Origin of the sequence: Paenibacillus sp. EKM206P (assembly GCF_011066155.1) — a bacterium.
Lineage (GTDB): Bacteria > Bacillota > Bacilli > Paenibacillales > Paenibacillaceae > Paenibacillus > Paenibacillus polymyxa_D.
The window spans coordinates 142019-159615 of the sequence record NZ_JAAMNQ010000009.1 but is presented as its reverse complement, the minus strand read 5'-3'; the positions used below and the strand labels follow the sequence as shown (position 1 = coordinate 159615).

General features: G+C 48.5%; 18 protein-coding genes. 14 read left to right on the top strand and 4 right to left on the bottom strand.

Translation table 11 applies throughout. The annotated features are described in order from the left end of the window. Positions 1-160 precede the first annotated feature (160 nt). The 14 genes from deoC to G9G53_RS18335 all read left to right on the top strand — a co-directional run bounded on the left by deoC (position 161) and on the right by G9G53_RS18335 (position 13884). A complete protein-coding gene (deoC, locus tag G9G53_RS18400; RefSeq protein WP_029519323.1) occupies positions 161-823 on the top strand; it encodes a deoxyribose-phosphate aldolase in 663 nt (220 codons plus the stop codon). A gap of 30 nt (positions 824-853) precedes the next feature. After that, complete coding sequence (locus G9G53_RS18395; RefSeq protein ID WP_029519322.1) at positions 854-1249, top strand: cytidine deaminase; 396 nt, start codon at positions 854-856, stop codon at positions 1247-1249. Positions 1250-1324: 75 nt separating this feature from the next. Then, positions 1325-2503 (top strand): NupC/NupG family nucleoside CNT transporter, encoded by a 1179-nt coding sequence (locus G9G53_RS18390; RefSeq protein ID WP_029519321.1) that lies wholly within the window; start codon positions 1325-1327, stop codon positions 2501-2503. A 33-nt stretch (positions 2504-2536) separates the two neighbouring features. Next, complete coding sequence (deoB, locus tag G9G53_RS18385) at positions 2537-3718, top strand: phosphopentomutase (RefSeq protein WP_029519320.1); 1182 nt, start codon at positions 2537-2539, stop codon at positions 3716-3718. A 96-nt stretch (positions 3719-3814) separates the two neighbouring features. Then, positions 3815-4522 (top strand): purine-nucleoside phosphorylase, encoded by a 708-nt coding sequence (gene deoD / locus G9G53_RS18380; protein WP_165149498.1) that lies wholly within the window; start codon positions 3815-3817, stop codon positions 4520-4522. Positions 4523-4554: 32 nt separating this feature from the next. Beyond that, complete coding sequence (locus G9G53_RS18375; protein ID WP_029519318.1) at positions 4555-5856, top strand: pyrimidine-nucleoside phosphorylase; 1302 nt, start codon at positions 4555-4557, stop codon at positions 5854-5856. 205 nt (positions 5857-6061) lie between these two features. Then, the gene (locus tag G9G53_RS18370) at positions 6062-6634 is read left to right on the top strand and encodes a TetR/AcrR family transcriptional regulator (protein WP_029519317.1); all 573 of its coding nucleotides are present in this window, start codon (positions 6062-6064) and stop codon (positions 6632-6634) included. Between the two features lie 48 nt (positions 6635-6682). Continuing rightward, positions 6683-7879, top strand: a complete 1197-nt coding sequence (locus G9G53_RS18365; RefSeq protein ID WP_069011941.1) for an MFS transporter — start codon at positions 6683-6685, stop codon at positions 7877-7879. Positions 7880-8010: 131 nt separating this feature from the next. Beyond that, positions 8011-8505 carry a hypothetical protein gene (locus G9G53_RS18360; protein ID WP_029519310.1) on the top strand — a complete coding sequence of 165 codons (495 nt, stop codon included), beginning with the start codon at positions 8011-8013 and terminating at the stop codon, positions 8503-8505. A gap of 116 nt (positions 8506-8621) precedes the next feature. Next, positions 8622-9305, top strand: a complete 684-nt coding sequence (locus G9G53_RS18355) for a hypothetical protein (protein ID WP_029519308.1) — start codon at positions 8622-8624, stop codon at positions 9303-9305. Between the two features lie 353 nt (positions 9306-9658). Then, entirely contained in the window at positions 9659-10711 is a 1053-nt protein-coding gene (locus G9G53_RS18350) for a sulfate ABC transporter substrate-binding protein (protein ID WP_029519306.1), read from the top strand. Positions 10712-10790: 79 nt separating this feature from the next. Further along, positions 10791-11624: a sulfate ABC transporter permease subunit CysT gene (gene cysT, locus G9G53_RS18345; protein ID WP_103048302.1), complete on the top strand. Its 834-nt coding sequence runs from the start codon at positions 10791-10793 to the stop codon at positions 11622-11624. Positions 11625-11715: 91 nt separating this feature from the next. Further along, on the top strand, positions 11716-12591 hold the full coding sequence (gene cysW, locus G9G53_RS18340) for a sulfate ABC transporter permease subunit CysW (protein WP_069011947.1): 876 nt from the start codon (positions 11716-11718) through the stop codon (positions 12589-12591). A 162-nt stretch (positions 12592-12753) separates the two neighbouring features. Then, a complete protein-coding gene (locus G9G53_RS18335) occupies positions 12754-13884 on the top strand; it encodes an aminotransferase class V-fold PLP-dependent enzyme (protein ID WP_029519301.1) in 1131 nt (376 codons plus the stop codon). A gap of 85 nt (positions 13885-13969) precedes the next feature. On the opposite strand, the gene phnE (G9G53_RS18330) is transcribed toward G9G53_RS18335, so the two are convergent. The 4 genes from phnE (G9G53_RS18330) to G9G53_RS18315 all read right to left on the bottom strand — a co-directional run bounded on the left by phnE (G9G53_RS18330) (position 13970) and on the right by G9G53_RS18315 (position 17487). Further along, positions 13970-14767 carry a phosphonate ABC transporter, permease protein PhnE gene (gene phnE, locus G9G53_RS18330; protein ID WP_029519299.1) on the bottom strand — a complete coding sequence of 266 codons (798 nt, stop codon included), beginning with the start codon at positions 14765-14767 and terminating at the stop codon, positions 13970-13972. Beyond that, a complete protein-coding gene (phnE, locus tag G9G53_RS18325; protein ID WP_029519297.1) occupies positions 14764-15618 on the bottom strand; it encodes a phosphonate ABC transporter, permease protein PhnE in 855 nt (284 codons plus the stop codon). Before phnE (G9G53_RS18325) ends, phnE (G9G53_RS18330) begins: the two co-directional genes overlap by 4 nt. Further along, entirely contained in the window at positions 15615-16385 is a 771-nt protein-coding gene (phnC, locus tag G9G53_RS18320) for a phosphonate ABC transporter ATP-binding protein (RefSeq protein ID WP_069011950.1), read from the bottom strand. Before phnC ends, phnE (G9G53_RS18325) begins: the two co-directional genes overlap by 4 nt. 133 nt (positions 16386-16518) lie before the next feature. Then, positions 16519-17487, bottom strand: coding sequence for a phosphate/phosphite/phosphonate ABC transporter substrate-binding protein (locus G9G53_RS18315; RefSeq protein WP_069011952.1), 969 nt, complete (start codon positions 17485-17487; stop codon positions 16519-16521). Positions 17488-17597 lie beyond the last annotated feature (110 nt).

The window sequence follows — 17597 nt, the reverse complement described above, 5'->3', positions numbered from 1 at the left end:
CAGGGTAATATGAATGGTAGGTGAACGCCTTATGTACAAGCGTGAACATAATTTCAAAATGTGTTTTACATATGTTCAAAGCCGTGCTATGATGATCTCATCACAGAGAAATAAAGGACTTTTGTCTTCAACTATTTATCTAATGAAGGAGCTTTTAGATATGAACATTGCAGCATTAATCGACCATACATTGTTGCGTGCAGATGCGACGAAGGATGAAATTACGAAATTGACTGCCGAGGCAAAAAAATATCAGTTTGCTTCTGTATGTGTGAACCCGGCGTGGGTAGCTTATGCAGCAGAACAGCTCGCAGGCACAGGCGTAGCCATTTGTACAGTTATCGGTTTCCCGCTGGGAGCGAGCACGTCCGCAACGAAAGCATTTGAAACGAAAGATGCTATTGCTAACGGAGCGACTGAAATTGATATGGTTATTAACATAGGCGCTTTGAAGGAACGTGATGTACAGCTCGTCGAGCAGGACATCCGTGCGGTCGTGGAAGCAGCTGCTGGTACACTGGTAAAAGTGATTATCGAGACCTGCCTGCTGACTGACGAAGAGAAGGTACTGGCATGTGAGCTGTCCGTCAAAGCGGGGGCGAATTTTGTGAAAACCTCGACAGGCTTCTCAACAGGTGGAGCTACTGCGGAAGATGTGGCTTTGATGCGCAAAACGGTAGGACCTGAGATTGGTGTCAAGGCTTCAGGCGGTGTACGCAGTCTGGAAGACGTGCAAAAATTAGTAGAAGCTGGCGCAAGCCGGATCGGTGCAAGTTCCGGTGTGAAAATCATCGAGGGCGAGCAGTCTACATCTTCCTACTAAGTTTATTTTAAAGTCATGGAGGGATTCGCAATGAAGGATCAATTGATTCAGAAAGCGCTTGAGGCGCGTAAACAGGCGTATGTTCCGTATTCGAATTTTCAGGTGGGTGCTGCGGTTCTCGGAAGCGATGGCACGATTTATCACGGATGTAATGTGGAAAATGCCTCCTACGGCTTATGCAATTGTGCAGAGCGGACAGCGATTTTTAAAATGGTATCCGAAGGCTGCCGGAAAATTGATTCGATTGCGGTTGTAGCTGATACGGAAGGGCCTGTGTCTCCATGTGGGGCCTGTCGTCAGGTCATTTCCGAATTTGCTCATCAAGATACCAAAATTTATCTGACAAACCTTCATGGCAACACGGAAGAGTGGACGGTGGATCAATTACTGCCGGGTGCCTTTCGACCTGCGGATCTGGGGAAATAAAAAAAAGAATGCCTCTTTGGGGCGCGTTCTTTTTATGGGGAATGTAAGCGCTTAATGTAATAAGGGGGAAATTAAATGAAATATGTAATCGCTCTGGTGGGACTGCTCGTTGTTTTTGCACTTACTTACGTTGCCAGTAGTGACAAACGTAAAATCAGGTATCGTCCGCTGGTGGTTATGGTTGTGTTGCAGGCGGCGCTAGCTTTTGTATTGCTCCACACAGGTATTGGCGAAATTCTAGTCAAAGGTTTTGCAAAAGGGTTTAAAAGTCTGATTGATTATGCTATGGAAGGGATTAACTTTGTATTTGGCGGAATTGCGAATGAAGGAGCAGCACCGTTCTTTATCGGTGTACTGCTGCCAATCGTGTTCATATCCGCGCTGATTGGTATATTGCAATATGTAAAAGTGTTGCCTTTTATTATTAAATATATCGGGCTTGTCTTGAGCAAAGTAAACGGAATGGGTAAACTGGAATCCTACAACGCTGTAGCTTCGGCTATCTTGGGTCAATCCGAGGTGTTTATTTCCGTTAAGAAGCAAATTGGTCTGCTGCCAAAACATCGGTTGTATACGCTGTGTGCGTCTGCGATGTCTACGGTGTCCATGTCGATTGTGGGAGCTTACATGCAAATGTTAAACCCCAAATATGTGGTCACAGCTTTGGTATTGAACCTGTTCGGCGGCTTCATTATCGCTTCTATTATTAATCCGTACAAGATTGAGAAGGAAGACGATTTACTGGAGGTTCAGGAGGAAGAGAAGCAGTCCTTCTTCGAAATGCTCGGGGAGTATATTATGGACGGTTTCAAGGTTGCGATTACGGTAGCTGCGATGCTGATCGGTTTTGTGGCGCTGATTGCCATGGTTAACGGGATTTTCTCCTGGTTGTTTGGAATCAGCTTTCAGGCGTTGCTTGGATATGTGTTTGCGCCTTTCGCTTTTGTCATGGGTATTCCGTGGAACGAAGCCGTTCAGGCGGGCAGCATTATGGCTACCAAACTCGTATCCAACGAATTTGTGGCTATGCTGGATCTGACCAAGCAAACAGGCTTGTCGGAGCGCACGGTCGGGATCGTATCGGTATTCCTCGTATCCTTTGCTAACTTCTCATCCATCGGTATCATTTCCGGGGCTGTGAAGGGTCTGCATGAAAAACAGGGAAATGTGGTGGCCCGCTTTGGTCTGAAGCTGTTGTACGGGGCAACGCTGGTTAGCGTGCTGTCGGCAACGATTGCAGGGTTGTTTTTGTAGAAAAAAACAGCGAGTCAGGAAAGGATTTTTATAATGTCTAAATTCAAACGGATTCACTTGGTGGTTATGGACTCGGTTGGTATCGGCGAAGCGCCGGATGCTGCCCAGTTTGATGATTACGATGTAGATACACTCGGTCATATTGCGCGCGAACGTGGCGGCCTGAAGATGCCGAATATGGGCAAGCTCGGTCTGTCCAACATTCGTTCCATAGAAGGGATACCAGTGGCCGATAAGCCACTCGCGTATTACACCAAAATGCAGGAAGCGTCCAATGGCAAGGATACGATGACGGGTCATTGGGAAATCATGGGTTTGAATATTGCAGTTCCTTTCCGTGTATTTCCTGATGGGTTCCCGGATGAGCTGATTCAACGCATTGAGGAGCACACAGGTCGCAAAGTGATTGGCAATAAGCCTGCTAGCGGCACGGAAATCATTGATGAGCTGGGCGAAGAACACGTGAAAACTGGAGCGCTCATCATCTATACCTCGGCGGACTCTGTGCTGCAAATTGCGGCGCATGAGGAAGTTGTACCTTTGAAGGAGCTCTATGAGATTTGCGAGTTCTGCCGTAAAATCACGCTGGAAGATCCGTACATGCTGGGTCGCATTATTGCCCGTCCGTTCGTAGGTGAGGCAGGGAATTTCTCTCGTACCTCTAATCGACATGATTACGCGCTCAAACCATTTGGTCGCACTACAATGAACGAGCTGAAGGATGCAGGCCTGGATGTGATCGCCTTGGGTAAAATCTCTGACATTTATGACGGCGAGGGTGTAACGAAGGCGGTGCGTACGGTGTCCAATATGGACGGCATGGATAAGCTGGTGGCCACGCTCGACGAGGATTTCACCGGATTAAGCTTTCTGAATTTGGTGGACTTTGACGCTGTGTACGGTCACCGTCGTGATCCACAGGGATATGGTCAAGCTTTGGACGATTACGATGCGCGTTTGCCAGAGGTTTTTGCTAAAATGACCGATGACGATCTGCTGATCATCACTGCAGACCATGGGAATGATCCGACGTATCGGGGAACGGATCACACCCGCGAATATGTACCTTTGCTGGCATATTCCCCGCGTTTTACAGCTGGGGGCAAGGAACTTGCGGTTCGTATAACCTTTGCTGATATTGGAGCGACTGTAGCGGATAACTTTGGTGTGAAACTGCCTAAACACGGAACGAGCTTTTTGGCAGAGCTTCAGTAATCCAGGGCCCGCAAGAGTCAAGCAAGATTACAAAGATTAATGTAACGGTATAAATAACGATACAAGCACGGACAAATGGGACGGAGGAATAAAAACATGAGTGTACACATTGGAGCCAAACCTGGAGAGATTGCAGAAACGATTTTGCTGCCAGGAGACCCGCTACGGGCAAAATTTATTGCTGAAACATATCTGGAGGACGTGACCTGCTACAACGAGGTGCGCGGAATGCTCGGATTCACGGGTACGTACCAAGGCAAACGCCTATCTGTACAGGGAACTGGGATGGGGCTGCCGTCTATCAGTATTTATGTCAACGAACTGATTAGCGAATACGGTGTGAAAAACCTGTTCCGCGTGGGTACATGCGGCGGAATGAAGGAGCATGTGCACGTTCGTGACGTCATTTTGGCACAAGCATCCTGTACGGATTCCGGTATGAATCGCCATATTTTTGGTGGCTACGACTACTCGCCGATTGCCAGCTTCGATCTATTGAAGAGCGCTTATGATCGTGGTGTTGCCAAAGGCTTGAACATGCATGTCGGCAATGTATTCAGCTCAGACAGCTTCTACCGTGATGATAAATCAGTGGTACAAAAGCTGATGGAATACGGTGTGCTGGGTGTAGAGATGGAAACTTCAGCTTTATACACGCTCGCAGCCAAGTTTGGCGTAAACGCACTGACGATTCTGACGGTAAGCGATCATTTGCTGACGGGGGAAGAAACGACCGCAGAAGAACGGCAAACGACCTTTAAAGAAATGATGGAAGTTGCACTGGATACAGCAGTATCTCTGTAAACGATCATACGCACAGTGAGGAGAAATGACATATGAGAATGGTAGACTTGATTGAGAAAAAACGTGACGGAAAAGAACTGAGTACGGAGGAAATTAATTTTATTATCCAAGGCTACACTCAGGGTGAAATTCCCGATTATCAAGTCAGTGCATTGGCGATGTCCATTTTCTTCAAAGATATGACTGAACGCGAACGCGCTGATCTGACGATGGCGATGGTTCATTCGGGTGATACCATTGATCTGTCCGCGATTGAAGGTGTAAAGGTCGATAAGCATTCTACTGGCGGCGTGGGTGATACAACAACGCTGGTGCTGGCTCCGCTCGTAGCGGCCTTGGACATTCCGGTAGCCAAAATGTCAGGCCGCGGCCTCGGACATACCGGAGGAACAATCGACAAGCTGGAGGCTATAGCAGGTTTCCACGTAGAGATTAGCAAGGACGAATTCGTGGATTTGGTGAATCGCAGTAAAATTGCGGTCATCGGACAAAGCGGCAACCTGACACCTGCGGACAAAAAGCTGTATGCCCTGCGTGACGTTACGGCGACGGTCAACTCGATTCCGCTGATTGCCAGCTCGATTATGAGTAAGAAAATCGCTGCCGGCTCCGATGCTATCGTACTCGATGTAAAAACAGGTGCAGGCGCATTTATGAAAACCGTAGATGATGCCAAAGCACTGGCACATGCCATGGTGAGCATCGGTAACAATGTGGGTCGCAAAACGATGGCAGTCATTTCCGATATGAGTCAGCCGCTGGGTCTGGCTATCGGGAACTCACTGGAAGTAAAAGAAGCAATTGATACGCTGCGCGGCGAAGGACCCAAAGATCTGGAAGAACTGTGCATGGCTTTGGGCAGTCAGATGGTATTTTTGGCAGGGAAGGCAGATTCCCTCGATAACGCCGAAGAGAAGCTCAAAGAAGTCATTCGTAATGGCAAAGCACTGGAAAAATTCAAAGAGTTTATTGCGAATCAGGGCGGTGACGCTTCTGTAGTGGATCATCCTGAACGCTTGCCGCAAGCACAGTATCTTATTGAGGTGCCTGCGAAGCAGGACGGTGTGGTAGCTGAAATCGTGGCTGACGAAATCGGTACCGCAGCGATGTTGCTTGGAGCAGGACGTGCGACCAAAGAATCCGAGATTGATCTGGCCGTCGGCTTGATGCTGAACAAAAAGGTCGGGGATGCTGTTCAAAAAGGCGATTCGCTAGTTACTATCCATGCGAACCGTGAAGATGTAGCCCAAGTGCTGGAGAAAATCTACGCGAACATCCGTATTGCAGATCACGCGGAAGCGCCAGTGCTAATCTACGGAACAGTGACAGAGTAAGCGATAAGCCCTACTCATAAAGTCGTATTAGTAGCATGCATATGAAGCCGGAGGCCCTAAGTTTAGGGTGCTTCCGGCTTTTCTGTTGTCCTCGTTCTCAGACAATTGAACGGCAGAATTTAAAAATGGGGTTGTCAATTTCAAGTGAGGGTAATATACTGAACCCATAAACTGACGACCGTTCGTAAGGTATTGGAGGAAAAGCATGACACTACAGAAAATTAAAACAGTTAGCTTGCAGCAATTTGCGAAAAAGGGATACGATGCGTCCTCTCTGCAACTGATAGCTGATGAGGTAGGGATTAAAAAGCAGTCCATTTATGCTCATTTTAAAAGCAAAGATGATTTGTTTTTAGACATATTTAAGGATGCGGTGGATCAAGAGATTTTGGAACTGGATCGTTATTTTCAAGATCAATCCGAACAATCACTTGAAGTTGTCCTGCGCGGACTAATCGTTGAATTTAAGGAACGCTATGAGAGTGCTATGAATTTGCGTCTGATTCTGTATATCGGCTTTCTGATTCCATCTGCACTGGAAAGCCAGGTTCAGGCTTTGGTCACACGCTACGTACAGCATAAAACCAGCTTGGTACACGGGCGACTGGCAACTGAAACATCGGTTAAACTTCGTGTTCCAGCTCAATCTGCCGCGACAGCCTATATGAATTTGATTGAAGGCATGCTGGTAGAACTGGTGTACAACGGCACCGACGGTTTTGATTTGCGTCTGGAAAGCTCTTGGGATATTTACTGGCATGGCTTGATTCGGGCCTGAACAACTGAGCAGTCGAAGTAAACATGATTGTATTGGGGGAAGAGAACAGTGTCTGTGAAAGAAAGCTTTTGGTCCAGAAACTTTATTTTTTTGATGATATCCAACGCTTTGTTGTTCATGGCATTCGAAATGCTTATGCCTACGCTGCCGCTGTTTGTGGAAAGTCTTGGCGGCAGCCCATCCCAGATTGGATTGGTGACTGGCGTGTTTATGTGTTCTGCTATATTGATTCGTCCATTTTCAGGTACGCTGATCCAGCTCTTGGACAAGAAGTATGTTCTGATTATCGGAGTTGTGATTTGTATGCTGGCAACGGGAAGCTACATGCTTTCCAGTAGTTTGGTACTGCTGTTAGTATTTCGGCTGGTACATGGCTTTGGATTCGGCATTGCGAGCACGTTGTATGCTACCTCAGCCTCAGATGATTTGCCGCCTCATCGTATGGGGGAAGGAATGGGCTACTTTGGCGTAGGTGAAACCGTAGCGATTTCAGTGGGGCCACTGATTGGTATATGGATGCTTCACGCATCAGGTTTTAACGGACTGTTTTCCACGGGAGCTATAATTCTACTGTTGTCGCTCGTGATGAGCGTATTGGTTCGTCGCCGTGCTCCGAAACCTATGTCGGCGGATACAGTGCAGGGCAAAAAGAAGGTTCCTTTTAAATTATTTGAAAAAAGAGTGCTGCTGCAATCCTGTCTTGCGTTGCTGGTTGGCGTGGTGGCAGGTGGAGTGATGTCTTTCGTGGCTTTATTTGCCAAGGAGCAGGGCTTTACCAATGCAGCATGGTTCTTCTTTACTGTGGCTATGGCAAGCTTCCTCGTCCGACTGGTGTCAGGTAGAATTTTCGATACCAAAGGCCCAGCTTATATCCTGATTCCTGCAGGGATTGTGCTTATCGCCGCCATCGTTATGGTGGCCTCATCGCGGACCGAGTTACAATTTTTGGTTGCTGCTGTGATGTATGGTTTGAGCTTTGGAGCTATTTTCCCAGCTTTGCAGGCTTGGGCAATCAGTGTGGTCGGAGAAGATGAGCGAGAGGACGCTGTAGGCTCCTTTTATAATTTCTTCGATTTGGGCATTGGAGGAGGCTCTTTGGTTCTGGGGATGGTTGCTGGATTAACCTCTTATAAAACAATGTATTTGTTCTCCACTTTGCTGATTGCGGCTTATCTAATTATATTTGTGACGTATATTGTATTGGATAAGAAAAAGAAAAAGTCCCATAACACGTTGAACGTATAAGCTATGATTACGGAATACGAAATATATGATGGAGCGCTTGCGTTTGGGTGCCTTTGATCAAGTTTGAAAAAAATGACAGCCGGACTCATAATAGATATGAGTTCGGCTTTTTTTACGAAGGAGGAAATCAAATGGTGGAGAAGTGGGTTTGGGTTGGGGTTGCCGGGGCAATCGTGGGTTATGTCACTCTTGCCAATATATCGACTACCATGCATAGTACATCATCGGTGAGTCAGGCGCACTCGGCTGCTCCGTTAAGTGCACAGAGTGAGAATGGGAGCGCAGCGAAGCGTATCGTACATGATCAAAGAATGCATTTTGAAGGACAAGGCGGAACGAACTTTAAATTTGAAGAGGGGCGCAAGCTGTACATCAGCATCAAGAATGTTGGAAAGCAGCCCATACAATACAAGCTCAACAGTTCGAATGGATCGGACTTGCAAGGTACAACGAGCGGATTTTCCAGTCGAACGTTGCAGCCAGGAGAACGCCATGATCTGCTGTTTGTAAAGCCAGAAGGGCAGGATGAAGCAGCAAATGACTCCTTAAAAGAGCTGATTTTGAAAGTAAGTACGGACGATGGATCGCAAGGAAGCGTTAAAACCTTCGCCTATATCACACTGTAAGCTCCTTCCAGAAAGGGCACGACATGCGGTCATTAGTCTACTTATGTTACAATAGAACGGTTGAAGACTTAATGAACAGAATAGGTCAGAGCAGAAAGCAGAAAGGATGACCCGTTGTGCCCATAAACCATGAATTCGGTAATCAAAAGATGTCACGGAGGCTGTCACTCACAGCTATTTTACTTACACTTACTTTTGTAGCACTTACTGGCTGTGGTCAGGATAAGAATGCTGAAACCATTGATACTGGAAGCAGTACAAGCGTGATCGAGAATGGAGCCGGTGGTAATCGTAGCGGTTCAGCCCAAAATGACAAAGCAGCGAAAGAGAGCGAGAGTGCAGAAAACAGCGATACTGATGCACAAAAGTTAGCTCCTTCGGCTCCAGCTGCTTCATCGGATACTTCTTCTTCTCCGGCAGCCTCCAATCCATCGCAAAATCCATTTGAGGTAGCAGGTATTCAAGATCCTAAAGCGTTTTTGAACACGTTCAAAGCGCTGCAGAAGGCAGTTGCCGACAATGACAAGGAGAAAGTGGCCGATTATATTTTGTACCCTCTGCGTGTTAATGATAGTGAAAAGTCGTTAACGATTCCGAATAAGAAAGATTTTATTGCCAAGTATGATCAGATTTTTACGGACGCGATTCGCGAGGCGCTTGTGAATCAAAAGACAGATGATTTGTTTGTTAATTATCAGGGAGTCATGGTGGGATCAGGTGAACTGTGGTTGAGAAGGGCTACGGACAATCCGAAGCTTTTTGGAGTCTTTTCGATTAATCTTGAAACGGTTGCCAACTAAGTCGTACCCCGTGTGTAAATGACCTCTAAACGGTCGGAAACATATACAATGTTTCTGACTGCCCCCCTTAAAGAAAGAAAAGTACAGATAATGCATACCAAAAAAAGGTTTGACATCACTCCTAAACTCTCGTATTATATCCGTATAACTCATTAAACAGGTAGGAATTAAAGAATTAAAGTTTGATCTCGCCATTTTGGCGGAGAACCTCTAGGAACAGCAGGCAGACACTGTCCACACGACAGGTTTGACCTAACAGGGCTGCATCAGGGAATTCTCCGCTCTTTTTTTAATTATGTCTGTAAATAACAGGCGTAAATGAATACAAATTACATAGAATTCGGGGTGTCTTGATGAAGAGGCAATGGAAAAGTGGACTTATTCTCGGACTATCTTTGGTTTTAACGATGATGCTAAGCGCTTGCGGGGCAAGCAAGGGAGGGACGGAGGTAGATGGTAGCTCTGCTGCCGTGGAGTTGCTCAATGTTTCTTATGATCCGACCCGTGAGCTGTATGAGGCATATAATAAAGCATTTGCCGCCCATTGGGAGAAGGAGAAAGGACAGAAGGTTACGATTAAGCAATCTCACGGAGGATCTGGCAAGCAAAGTCGTTCTGTGCAGGACGGGCTGGATGCGGACGTGGTCACTCTGGCTCTGGGCTATGATATTGATGCGCTACAGGAAAAAGGACTCGTTCAAGAGGGATGGCAAAGTAAATATGAGCATAACAGCGCCCCGTACACTTCAACCATCGTGTTATTGGTACGCAAAGGGAACCCGAAAGGGATTAAGGACTGGGACGATTTAATCCGTGGCGATGTGCAAGTCATTACACCGAATCCTAAAACTTCGGGTGGAGCACGTTGGAACTATCTTGCAGCCTGGGCTTATGCGCTCAAGAAGAACAATAATGATGAAGCCAAGGCCCAGCAGTTTGTACAGGAGCTGTATAAGCATGTGCCGGTATTGGATAGCGGAGCACGTGGAGCGACAACGACTTTCGTAGAGCGTGGAATTGGCGATGTGCTGATTGCATGGGAAAATGAAGCACTGCTCTCGGTGAAGGAGCTGGGTACGGATAAATTCGATATCGTATATCCATCGATCAGTATATTAGCTGAACCTCCGGTAGCAATAGTCGATAAGGTGGTAGATAAAAAAGGTACACGCGAGGTAGCGGACGCGTACCTGAAATATTTGTACAGTGAAGAAGGGCAGACCATTGCTGCTGAAAATTATTATCGCCCAACATTGGAGAGTGTGACGGCAAAGTTCAAGGATCAATTTCCTAAATTGGAGCTCGTAACCTTGAAGGATGTATTCGGGACATGGAAGGAGACGCAGCAGAAGCATTTCAGCGACAAAGGCATTTTTGACCAGATTTATGTACCCGGCAGTTCATAAAATAGGTGGACTGTGTAGACGATTGGATTGGTAGCCGCGAGTGTCATAGTGAATGAATTCAGAGAGGGATGGACAGAACATGAGTCAAGTGCAAGCCACTCGAAAACGCGTACTTCCCGGGTTCGGGTTAACAATGGGTTATAGTGTGCTGTATCTCAGTCTGGTGGTGCTGGTGCCTTTATCGGCACTGCTTCTGAATTCAACTGGACTGACGTGGGAGAAATTTTGGGACGTGGCGACTGATGTCAGGGTGCTGGCTTCCTACAAGGTTAGCTTTTTGTGTGCCGCGGCTGCGGCGCTGATCGACCTGTTTCTCGGTTTATTGATAGCCTGGGTGCTGGTGCGTTATGAATTTCCGGGGAAACGAATTTTTGATGCGGTGATTGATCTGCCCTTTGCTTTGCCTACTGCGGTAGCGGGGGTTGCTCTAACTGCCCTATATGCGCAGAACGGCTGGATCGGTTCGTTGTTCGAACCGCTTGGATGGAGGATGGCGTACTCACAGACGGGGATTACGCTAGCATTGATGTTTATTGGCATTCCGTTTGTCGTACGGACAGTTCAGCCGGTGCTGGAGGAACTGGACAAGGACGAGGAGGAGGTCGCTGCTACGCTGGGAGCTGGCAGATGGCGTATCTTCTGCAGCGTTATTGTGCCGGAGCTGGTACCACCGCTGCTGACGGGTTTTGCGCTCGCCTTTGCCCGTGGCATTGGCGAGTACGGCTCTGTCGTCTTCATTTCTGGCAATATGCCGATGAAGACGGAAATTGCTCCACTGCTCATAATGTCCAAGCTGGAGCAAAATGACTATGCAGGAGCTACGGCGGTAGCATTGATGCTGTTGGTGATTTCATTCGTGCTGTTATTCGTGATTAACAGCATTCAGCGCTGGTCACGGCGCCGTGCAGTTTAACGTAACTGCCTAAACGCAACTGTTAATATAATTGTTTAACGTTAATATGCAGGGCTGCGCATAATACCCGCGTTCTAAGGAGGGATACACCATGTCACAAGCAATAACTGGGCAGGAGCTTGCTTCTGCACCAGTGCCTTCATCCGCACCGCCCAACAGGGTCACAACCGAAGCCCCTTGGGTGAAGTGGACGCTGATTGGTGCTGCTTTTTTAGCTTTGCTCTGGGTACTGGTATTGCCGCTAATCGTCGTGCTTACCGAAGCGCTCAAGCAAGGATGGGGCGTCTACGTCGAAGCGTTACGGGACCCAGATGCCATGTCTGCATTGCGGTTGACGCTGCTGGTGGCAGCGATAACGGTACCGCTGAATACGGTATTTGGTGTAGCTGCCGCTTGGCTGATCACGAAATTTCAATTTCGCGGCAAAGGCTTACTGGTCACCTTGATTGATTTACCCTTTGCCATCTCTCCTGTCGTTGGAGGGCTGATGTATGTATTAGTGTTTGGTGCACAGGGCTGGCTTGGACCGTGGCTGGACGAGCATGATATTAAAATTATATTTGCTTTGCCTGGTATTATTTTAGCGACGCTGTTCATCACCTTTCCATTTGTGGCGCGAGAACTCATTCCAATGATGGAAGATCAGGGACAGCAAGAGGAAGAAGCGGCGGTCACGCTGGGCGCGCGCGGTTGGCGCATTTTCTGGAAAGTGACGCTGCCGAACATCAAGTGGGGTCTGCTGTATGGCATCATTTTGTGTAATGCGCGAGCCATGGGTGAGTTTGGTGCAGTGTCCGTCGTCTCTGGACATATCCGGGGAGAGACGAACACACTGCCGCTGCATGTGGAAATTTTGTATAACGAATATCAGTTCTCGGCATCTTTTGCGGTGGCCTCGTTATTATTATTACTTGCTCTGGCAACCTTGGTGCTTAAAAGCTGGTTTGGACGCAAACGCGTGCATTAACTTATGATTTTGTATATGATCCCTTAGGGCCTCTCTTTGCGTCTATCGTCTGTTAACGGCGAGAAGATGGGAAGAGAGGCCCTTGTTCTAAGGTGGCTGATATGGATAATAAAATGATCATATCAAGGCACGTTGGTGTGCCCAGGAGGAGCGAAGGGAAAAATGAAACATCCGTTTCAGTCCTACCGTCAGCTGTTTCCAGTGCTGTCCTCACATATCCATGTAGGGAGCTGTTCCCAAGGGGCCGTATCGAGGCCGGTTTCCGCTGCCATTGAGGAATATCATCGAAGTTTGCTGCAACACGGTCATAACGGTGATCTGTCTATGGCACGTTTGGAGGAGGCTAGAGGGCATTTTGCCAAGCTCATCGGGGCGGAGACTGACGAAATTGCGGTCCTGTCCTCAGCCTCTGAGGCGATTGCCGGGGTGGCCACAGCCCTTCCTTATGTATCGGGAAAAGAAGGCATTGTGTATGCGGACACCGACTTCCCGACAGTGGGACACATCTGGCAGGCACAGGAGATGTTCCGTGATCACATCTGTTGTATCCCCTCCATCGAGGGAGAAGTGATAATAGAACAGTATGAGGAGCATGTTACGGAGAAAACTGCGCTCGTTATGGTGTCACAAGTGAACTATACCAACGGATTTCAGCAGGATTTAAAATCCATTGCAGATATAGCTCACCGAAATCAGGCGTTGCTGTTTGTGGATGCCTATCAGTCTGTAGGGATTATTCCAGTGGATGTAAAGGCAATGGGCGTAGATATTCTGGTCGCTGGAGCACGCAAATATATGCTTGGGATTCCGGGCGTGGCTTTTCTTTATGTAAGCAAGGATCGAATAGACCGCTTCAAGCCCCGTCTTACGGGCTGGCTTGGGCAGGAGCCCGCTTCCCGGTTTGATATTGCTCACCCGGTTCCGGCGGCGGGAGCCCGACGCTTTGAGACGGGATTGCCTTCTTTCATTAGCATTTTTGCCGCCAATGCGGCCTTAAAGCTGCTGCTGGAGATTGGGGTCACGAATATTCAGGCTTATATGAGTGAGTTGTTGGATTTTTCCGTTGAATATGGACGACGCAAAGGGCTACACATACGTGTACCTTACAGGGGAGGCACATTACCAAGCCTACTCGCTGTTGAAGTAGCGGACGTGTCGGCTGTGGAGAAGAATTTGAGAAGCCAAAATATGATCGTTTCAGCACGAAAGGATGTTATCCGTGTGGCTCCGCATTTTTACAATACGGCTGAGGAAGTCCGACGGGTTTTAGATGAATTGGCAGGGAGATGTTGAACGACAAAAGCCTCTTCCGAGTGAATGGGAGCATAACATGTCCCTTTTTACACAGGAGAGGCTTTTTTGGCGTTTAGAATTCTAATTATACGATTCGTTTGCGCAGCCAGCCGGAAATCAGATCCGTCAAAATGATCAGGACCACGATGCCGAGCAAGATAACGCCTACGCGGTTCCAGTTGCGCATTTGGAGTGCAAACAGTAGCGGAGTACCGATACCACCTGCACCGACCAGACCAAGCGTGGTAGCAGAACGGATATTAATTTCAAAACGGTAAAGCGAATACGAAAGAAACTGTGGAATCACCTGCGGTAGCACGGCGAAGAAAATCACCTGCCAACGGTTGGCACCGCACGCGATCAAAGCTTCCTGGGGCCCGTGATCGACACTTTCAATCGTTTCCGAGAAAAGCTTCGCCAGCATGCCGATGGAATGAATGCCGAGGGCAAGCACACCCGCAAACGAGCCGGGGCCAACGGCTTTGATAAACAAGATGGCGACGATCATTTCGGGAAATACCCGGATGACACTAAGTACAAATTTCCCGCTACCCGATAAGGGACGCAGACGGGTCATATTGCTGGACGCCCAAAAGGCGAACGGAAGGCAGACAAATGCGGACACGAAGGTTCCGAGCACTGAAATGACCAGCGTATCCAGCAACCCGCGCAGCAAATCCTCTCCCTCAGGGATGTAGACGAACGACCAGTCGGGATGAAGGAAGCCGTCCAATATAGCGACAGAGACACTTTTGGCCGTTCCCTGTAATCCTTCAAACTGCATCCCGCGAAAAGCCCAAATATAAATGATGATTAGCAGAATAGCTATCGCCCATAGGCGCAGGCGGGAGCCCATAGGTCTGCGAAGCGTAGGATCATTCATAATAATTTCCTCCGTAGCAGGTTACTGCCGTAATCAATCGCAAGGACGATGACGAGGGTCAGTAGAATAATGATGCTTGCCCGATCATATCGGAACAGCCCCAGAGAACGGTCAAGCAACAGACCGATACCGCCAGCGCCAACCAGGCCCAGAACGGAAGCCGCGCGCACATTAACCTCAAAGGTATACAGCAAGTACGACACAAAATAAGGCAGAGCTTGCGGAACGACACCAAAGGCGATGACCTGAATGCGGCTCGCGCCAACAGCGGTCATAGCTTCCAGTGGTCCGGGATCAATGGCTTCAATCGCCTCAAAGGTCAGCTTGGCTATAATGCCAAAGGAGAAGAAGAGCAGGGCGAGCATCCCTGCAAACGGCCCGATGCCGAATACCGCCACAAAGATCGAGGCGAACAGCAAATCGGGAATCGTCCGTACTAGATTCAGGATCGTGCGCATCGGCAGCGAAATCAGCTTGCGCGGCATTACATTATAGGCACACAGCAACGCGACAGGGATTGCCAATATGGCTCCCAGTGTCGTGCCGACAATAGCGATCTGGATCGTTTCCAGCATCGGTTTCCAGATGGTAGGCAAGTAACTCCAATCAGGAGGAAACATTTCCTCCAGCAATTTGCCCATCTCCGGTAAGCCAACGATCAATTGGTAAGGCGTGGCATCCGTATGAATGGAGCAGGCTACCAGCACTACGATAAAGATCATCCAGGTGGCGTAACGCTTATAGCGTCCTGGCAAAGGTGGCCCTGCGGGCGGCTTACTTGGCTGCGGCGGTCCAGCATGCGGTGACGGTTGCGTCGAAGAGAGCGGCTGGGCAGTAGAGTCGGGCTTCATGATCCCACTCCCAGCAGCTCATCATGCTTGATGGCCCGGCCGTAGATCTCCGCAAAGGCCTCATCCGTAGCCTCCTTCGGTGTGCCGTCAAAGACCACTTCTCCGGCGCGCAATCCGATGATCCGCGTTGCATATTCGCGCGCGAGATCAATGAAATGCAGATTGACGATGGTCGTAATCTGCATTTCACGGTTGATCCGCTGGAGGTCATCCATCACCTGGCGGGTGGTCAGCGGATCCAGCGACGCGACAGGCTCGTCCGCCAGAATGATTTTAGCCTCTTGCGCCAGAGCGCGGGCGATGGATACGCGCTGCTGTTGGCCACCGGACAGTTCATCTGCCCGGCTGTAGGCTTTTTCGCGGATGTTCACGCGCTCCAGCGCTGTTAGTGCCAGTTCGATATCCTCCTTCGGGAAGAGGCCGAGAATGGTTCGCAGCGTCGAATGATAGCCGACACGGCCGGAAAGTACATTGCGGAGCACCGTCGAACGCTTAACCAGATTGAAACTTTGAAAGATCATGCCGATGTCACGGCGAATGCGCCGCAGCTCGCTGCTTCCAGCAGACGTAACGGACCTGCCACCCACGACAATATCGCCGGACGTAATGTCATGCAGTCGGTTAATGGAACGCAGCAGGGTAGACTTACCTGCACCGGATAAGCCGACGATGACGACCATTTCTCCCTCCTGAATCGTCAAATTAATATTGTTCAACCCTTTGGTGCCGTTCGGGTATGTTTTCGATACGTTACGGAATTCGATCATATGCTCCCAACTTTCTCCCCCGATGGGGTGGAATGAAAACAACACCGCCATGAATACATGGACGGTGCTGCCCTGTCATTCGTAAAGCCTGTTTCGTAGCTGTTACTTCATTACAGTACCTTGCTTGCTCCGGTTACTTAACCGCTTGACCAACAGCTTCGGCGTATTCACGCACGGAGTCGAAGTTTTTATCGTCGCCCTTTTCATAACCTACATGGGTGTAAATCTCTTTAATGATTTCGCCGCCTGCTGGGTCTTTGGCAATGTCAATAAAGGCTTGGCTGATCTTGTCTCTCCACGCTTGATCCATATCAGAACGTACGCTGACGGTGTCATTTGGAATTTTAGCTGTGTAATGAATGACGCGAGTTTTTTCAAATACATCCGGGATTTCCTTCTTCACCGTGTTACGTGCATCCTGGAAAACAGCTACCGCATCAACCTGACCGTTCAGCAACGCCAGAATAGCAGCATCATGGCCTTTGATTGTCACACCCTGCACATCCGTGTCCGGGTCCACGCCAGCTTTTTTCAGCTCTGCTGCAGGGTACACGTAGCCTGCGGAGGAGGTTACATTTTGCCAGCCAACCTTCTTGCCTTTCAGATCAGCTAGACTTTGAATCGGAGAATCCTTTTTCACTACGATCATGGCTTTATAAAAGTTTACTTTTTCAGTCGTGTCCTTGCCTGTAGCATCTTCAATGCCGTAGCGTTGAGCTTGCAACAGCAAATCGGCTGCTTTACGGTTATCGTGTGCCAGTACATAAGCATTTGGCGGAAGGAATCCTACATCTACCTGTTTGGAAGACATGGCTTCCACGATTGTATTGTAGTCAGGAGATACCGTTACTTTCACCGGGATTCCAAGCTTGTCACCCAGTAGATTTTCGAGCGGTTTGGCTTTGGCTTCGAGCGTATCTGCATTTTGAGAAGGAACGAACTGTACCTTTAACTCCTTAGGAACATAGGCTGTGCTTTCGTTTTTAGAGCCATCTGTACCCGGAGTGGACACGCTGTTGTTATTGCTTGCATTGGAGCCACAAGCGGCCAGACCCGCTGCCAGTGTGAAGGTCATGCACAAGGTCAGTGCTTTTTTGAACAAAATAATTTCCCCCTAAACATAGTAATAACGAAAATAAAATTAAAAACCTGTAAATGCTGTGACAAACCAAATCTTAACAGCTAGTCCCGCTGCTAGGGTAAAAACCACTC

What these genes read in the sequence shown, in the direction of transcription:
- deoD (WP_165149498.1), top strand. Translation starts at nt 3,815, where the DNA reads ATGAGTGTACACATTGGAGCCAAACCTGGAGAGATTGCAGAAACGATT.
- phnC (WP_069011950.1), bottom strand. Translation starts at nt 16,385, where the DNA reads ATGATCGAATTCCGTAACGTATCGAAAACATACCCGAACGGCACCAAA.
- G9G53_RS18360 (WP_029519310.1), top strand. Translation starts at nt 8,011, where the DNA reads ATGGTGGAGAAGTGGGTTTGGGTTGGGGTTGCCGGGGCAATCGTGGGT.
- G9G53_RS18375 (WP_029519318.1), top strand. Translation starts at nt 4,555, where the DNA reads ATGAGAATGGTAGACTTGATTGAGAAAAAACGTGACGGAAAAGAACTG.
- cysT (WP_103048302.1), top strand. Translation starts at nt 10,791, where the DNA reads ATGAGTCAAGTGCAAGCCACTCGAAAACGCGTACTTCCCGGGTTCGGG.
- deoC (WP_029519323.1), top strand. Translation starts at nt 161, where the DNA reads ATGAACATTGCAGCATTAATCGACCATACATTGTTGCGTGCAGATGCG.
- phnE (WP_029519299.1), bottom strand. Translation starts at nt 14,767, where the DNA reads ATGAATGATCCTACGCTTCGCAGACCTATGGGCTCCCGCCTGCGCCTA.
- G9G53_RS18370 (WP_029519317.1), top strand. Translation starts at nt 6,062, where the DNA reads ATGACACTACAGAAAATTAAAACAGTTAGCTTGCAGCAATTTGCGAAA.
- deoB (WP_029519320.1), top strand. Translation starts at nt 2,537, where the DNA reads ATGTCTAAATTCAAACGGATTCACTTGGTGGTTATGGACTCGGTTGGT.
- cysW (WP_069011947.1), top strand. Translation starts at nt 11,716, where the DNA reads ATGTCACAAGCAATAACTGGGCAGGAGCTTGCTTCTGCACCAGTGCCT.
- phnE (WP_029519297.1), bottom strand. Translation starts at nt 15,618, where the DNA reads ATGAAGCCCGACTCTACTGCCCAGCCGCTCTCTTCGACGCAACCGTCA.
- G9G53_RS18350 (WP_029519306.1), top strand. Translation starts at nt 9,659, where the DNA reads ATGAAGAGGCAATGGAAAAGTGGACTTATTCTCGGACTATCTTTGGTT.
- G9G53_RS18390 (WP_029519321.1), top strand. Translation starts at nt 1,325, where the DNA reads ATGAAATATGTAATCGCTCTGGTGGGACTGCTCGTTGTTTTTGCACTT.
- G9G53_RS18335 (WP_029519301.1), top strand. Translation starts at nt 12,754, where the DNA reads ATGAAACATCCGTTTCAGTCCTACCGTCAGCTGTTTCCAGTGCTGTCC.
- G9G53_RS18395 (WP_029519322.1), top strand. Translation starts at nt 854, where the DNA reads ATGAAGGATCAATTGATTCAGAAAGCGCTTGAGGCGCGTAAACAGGCG.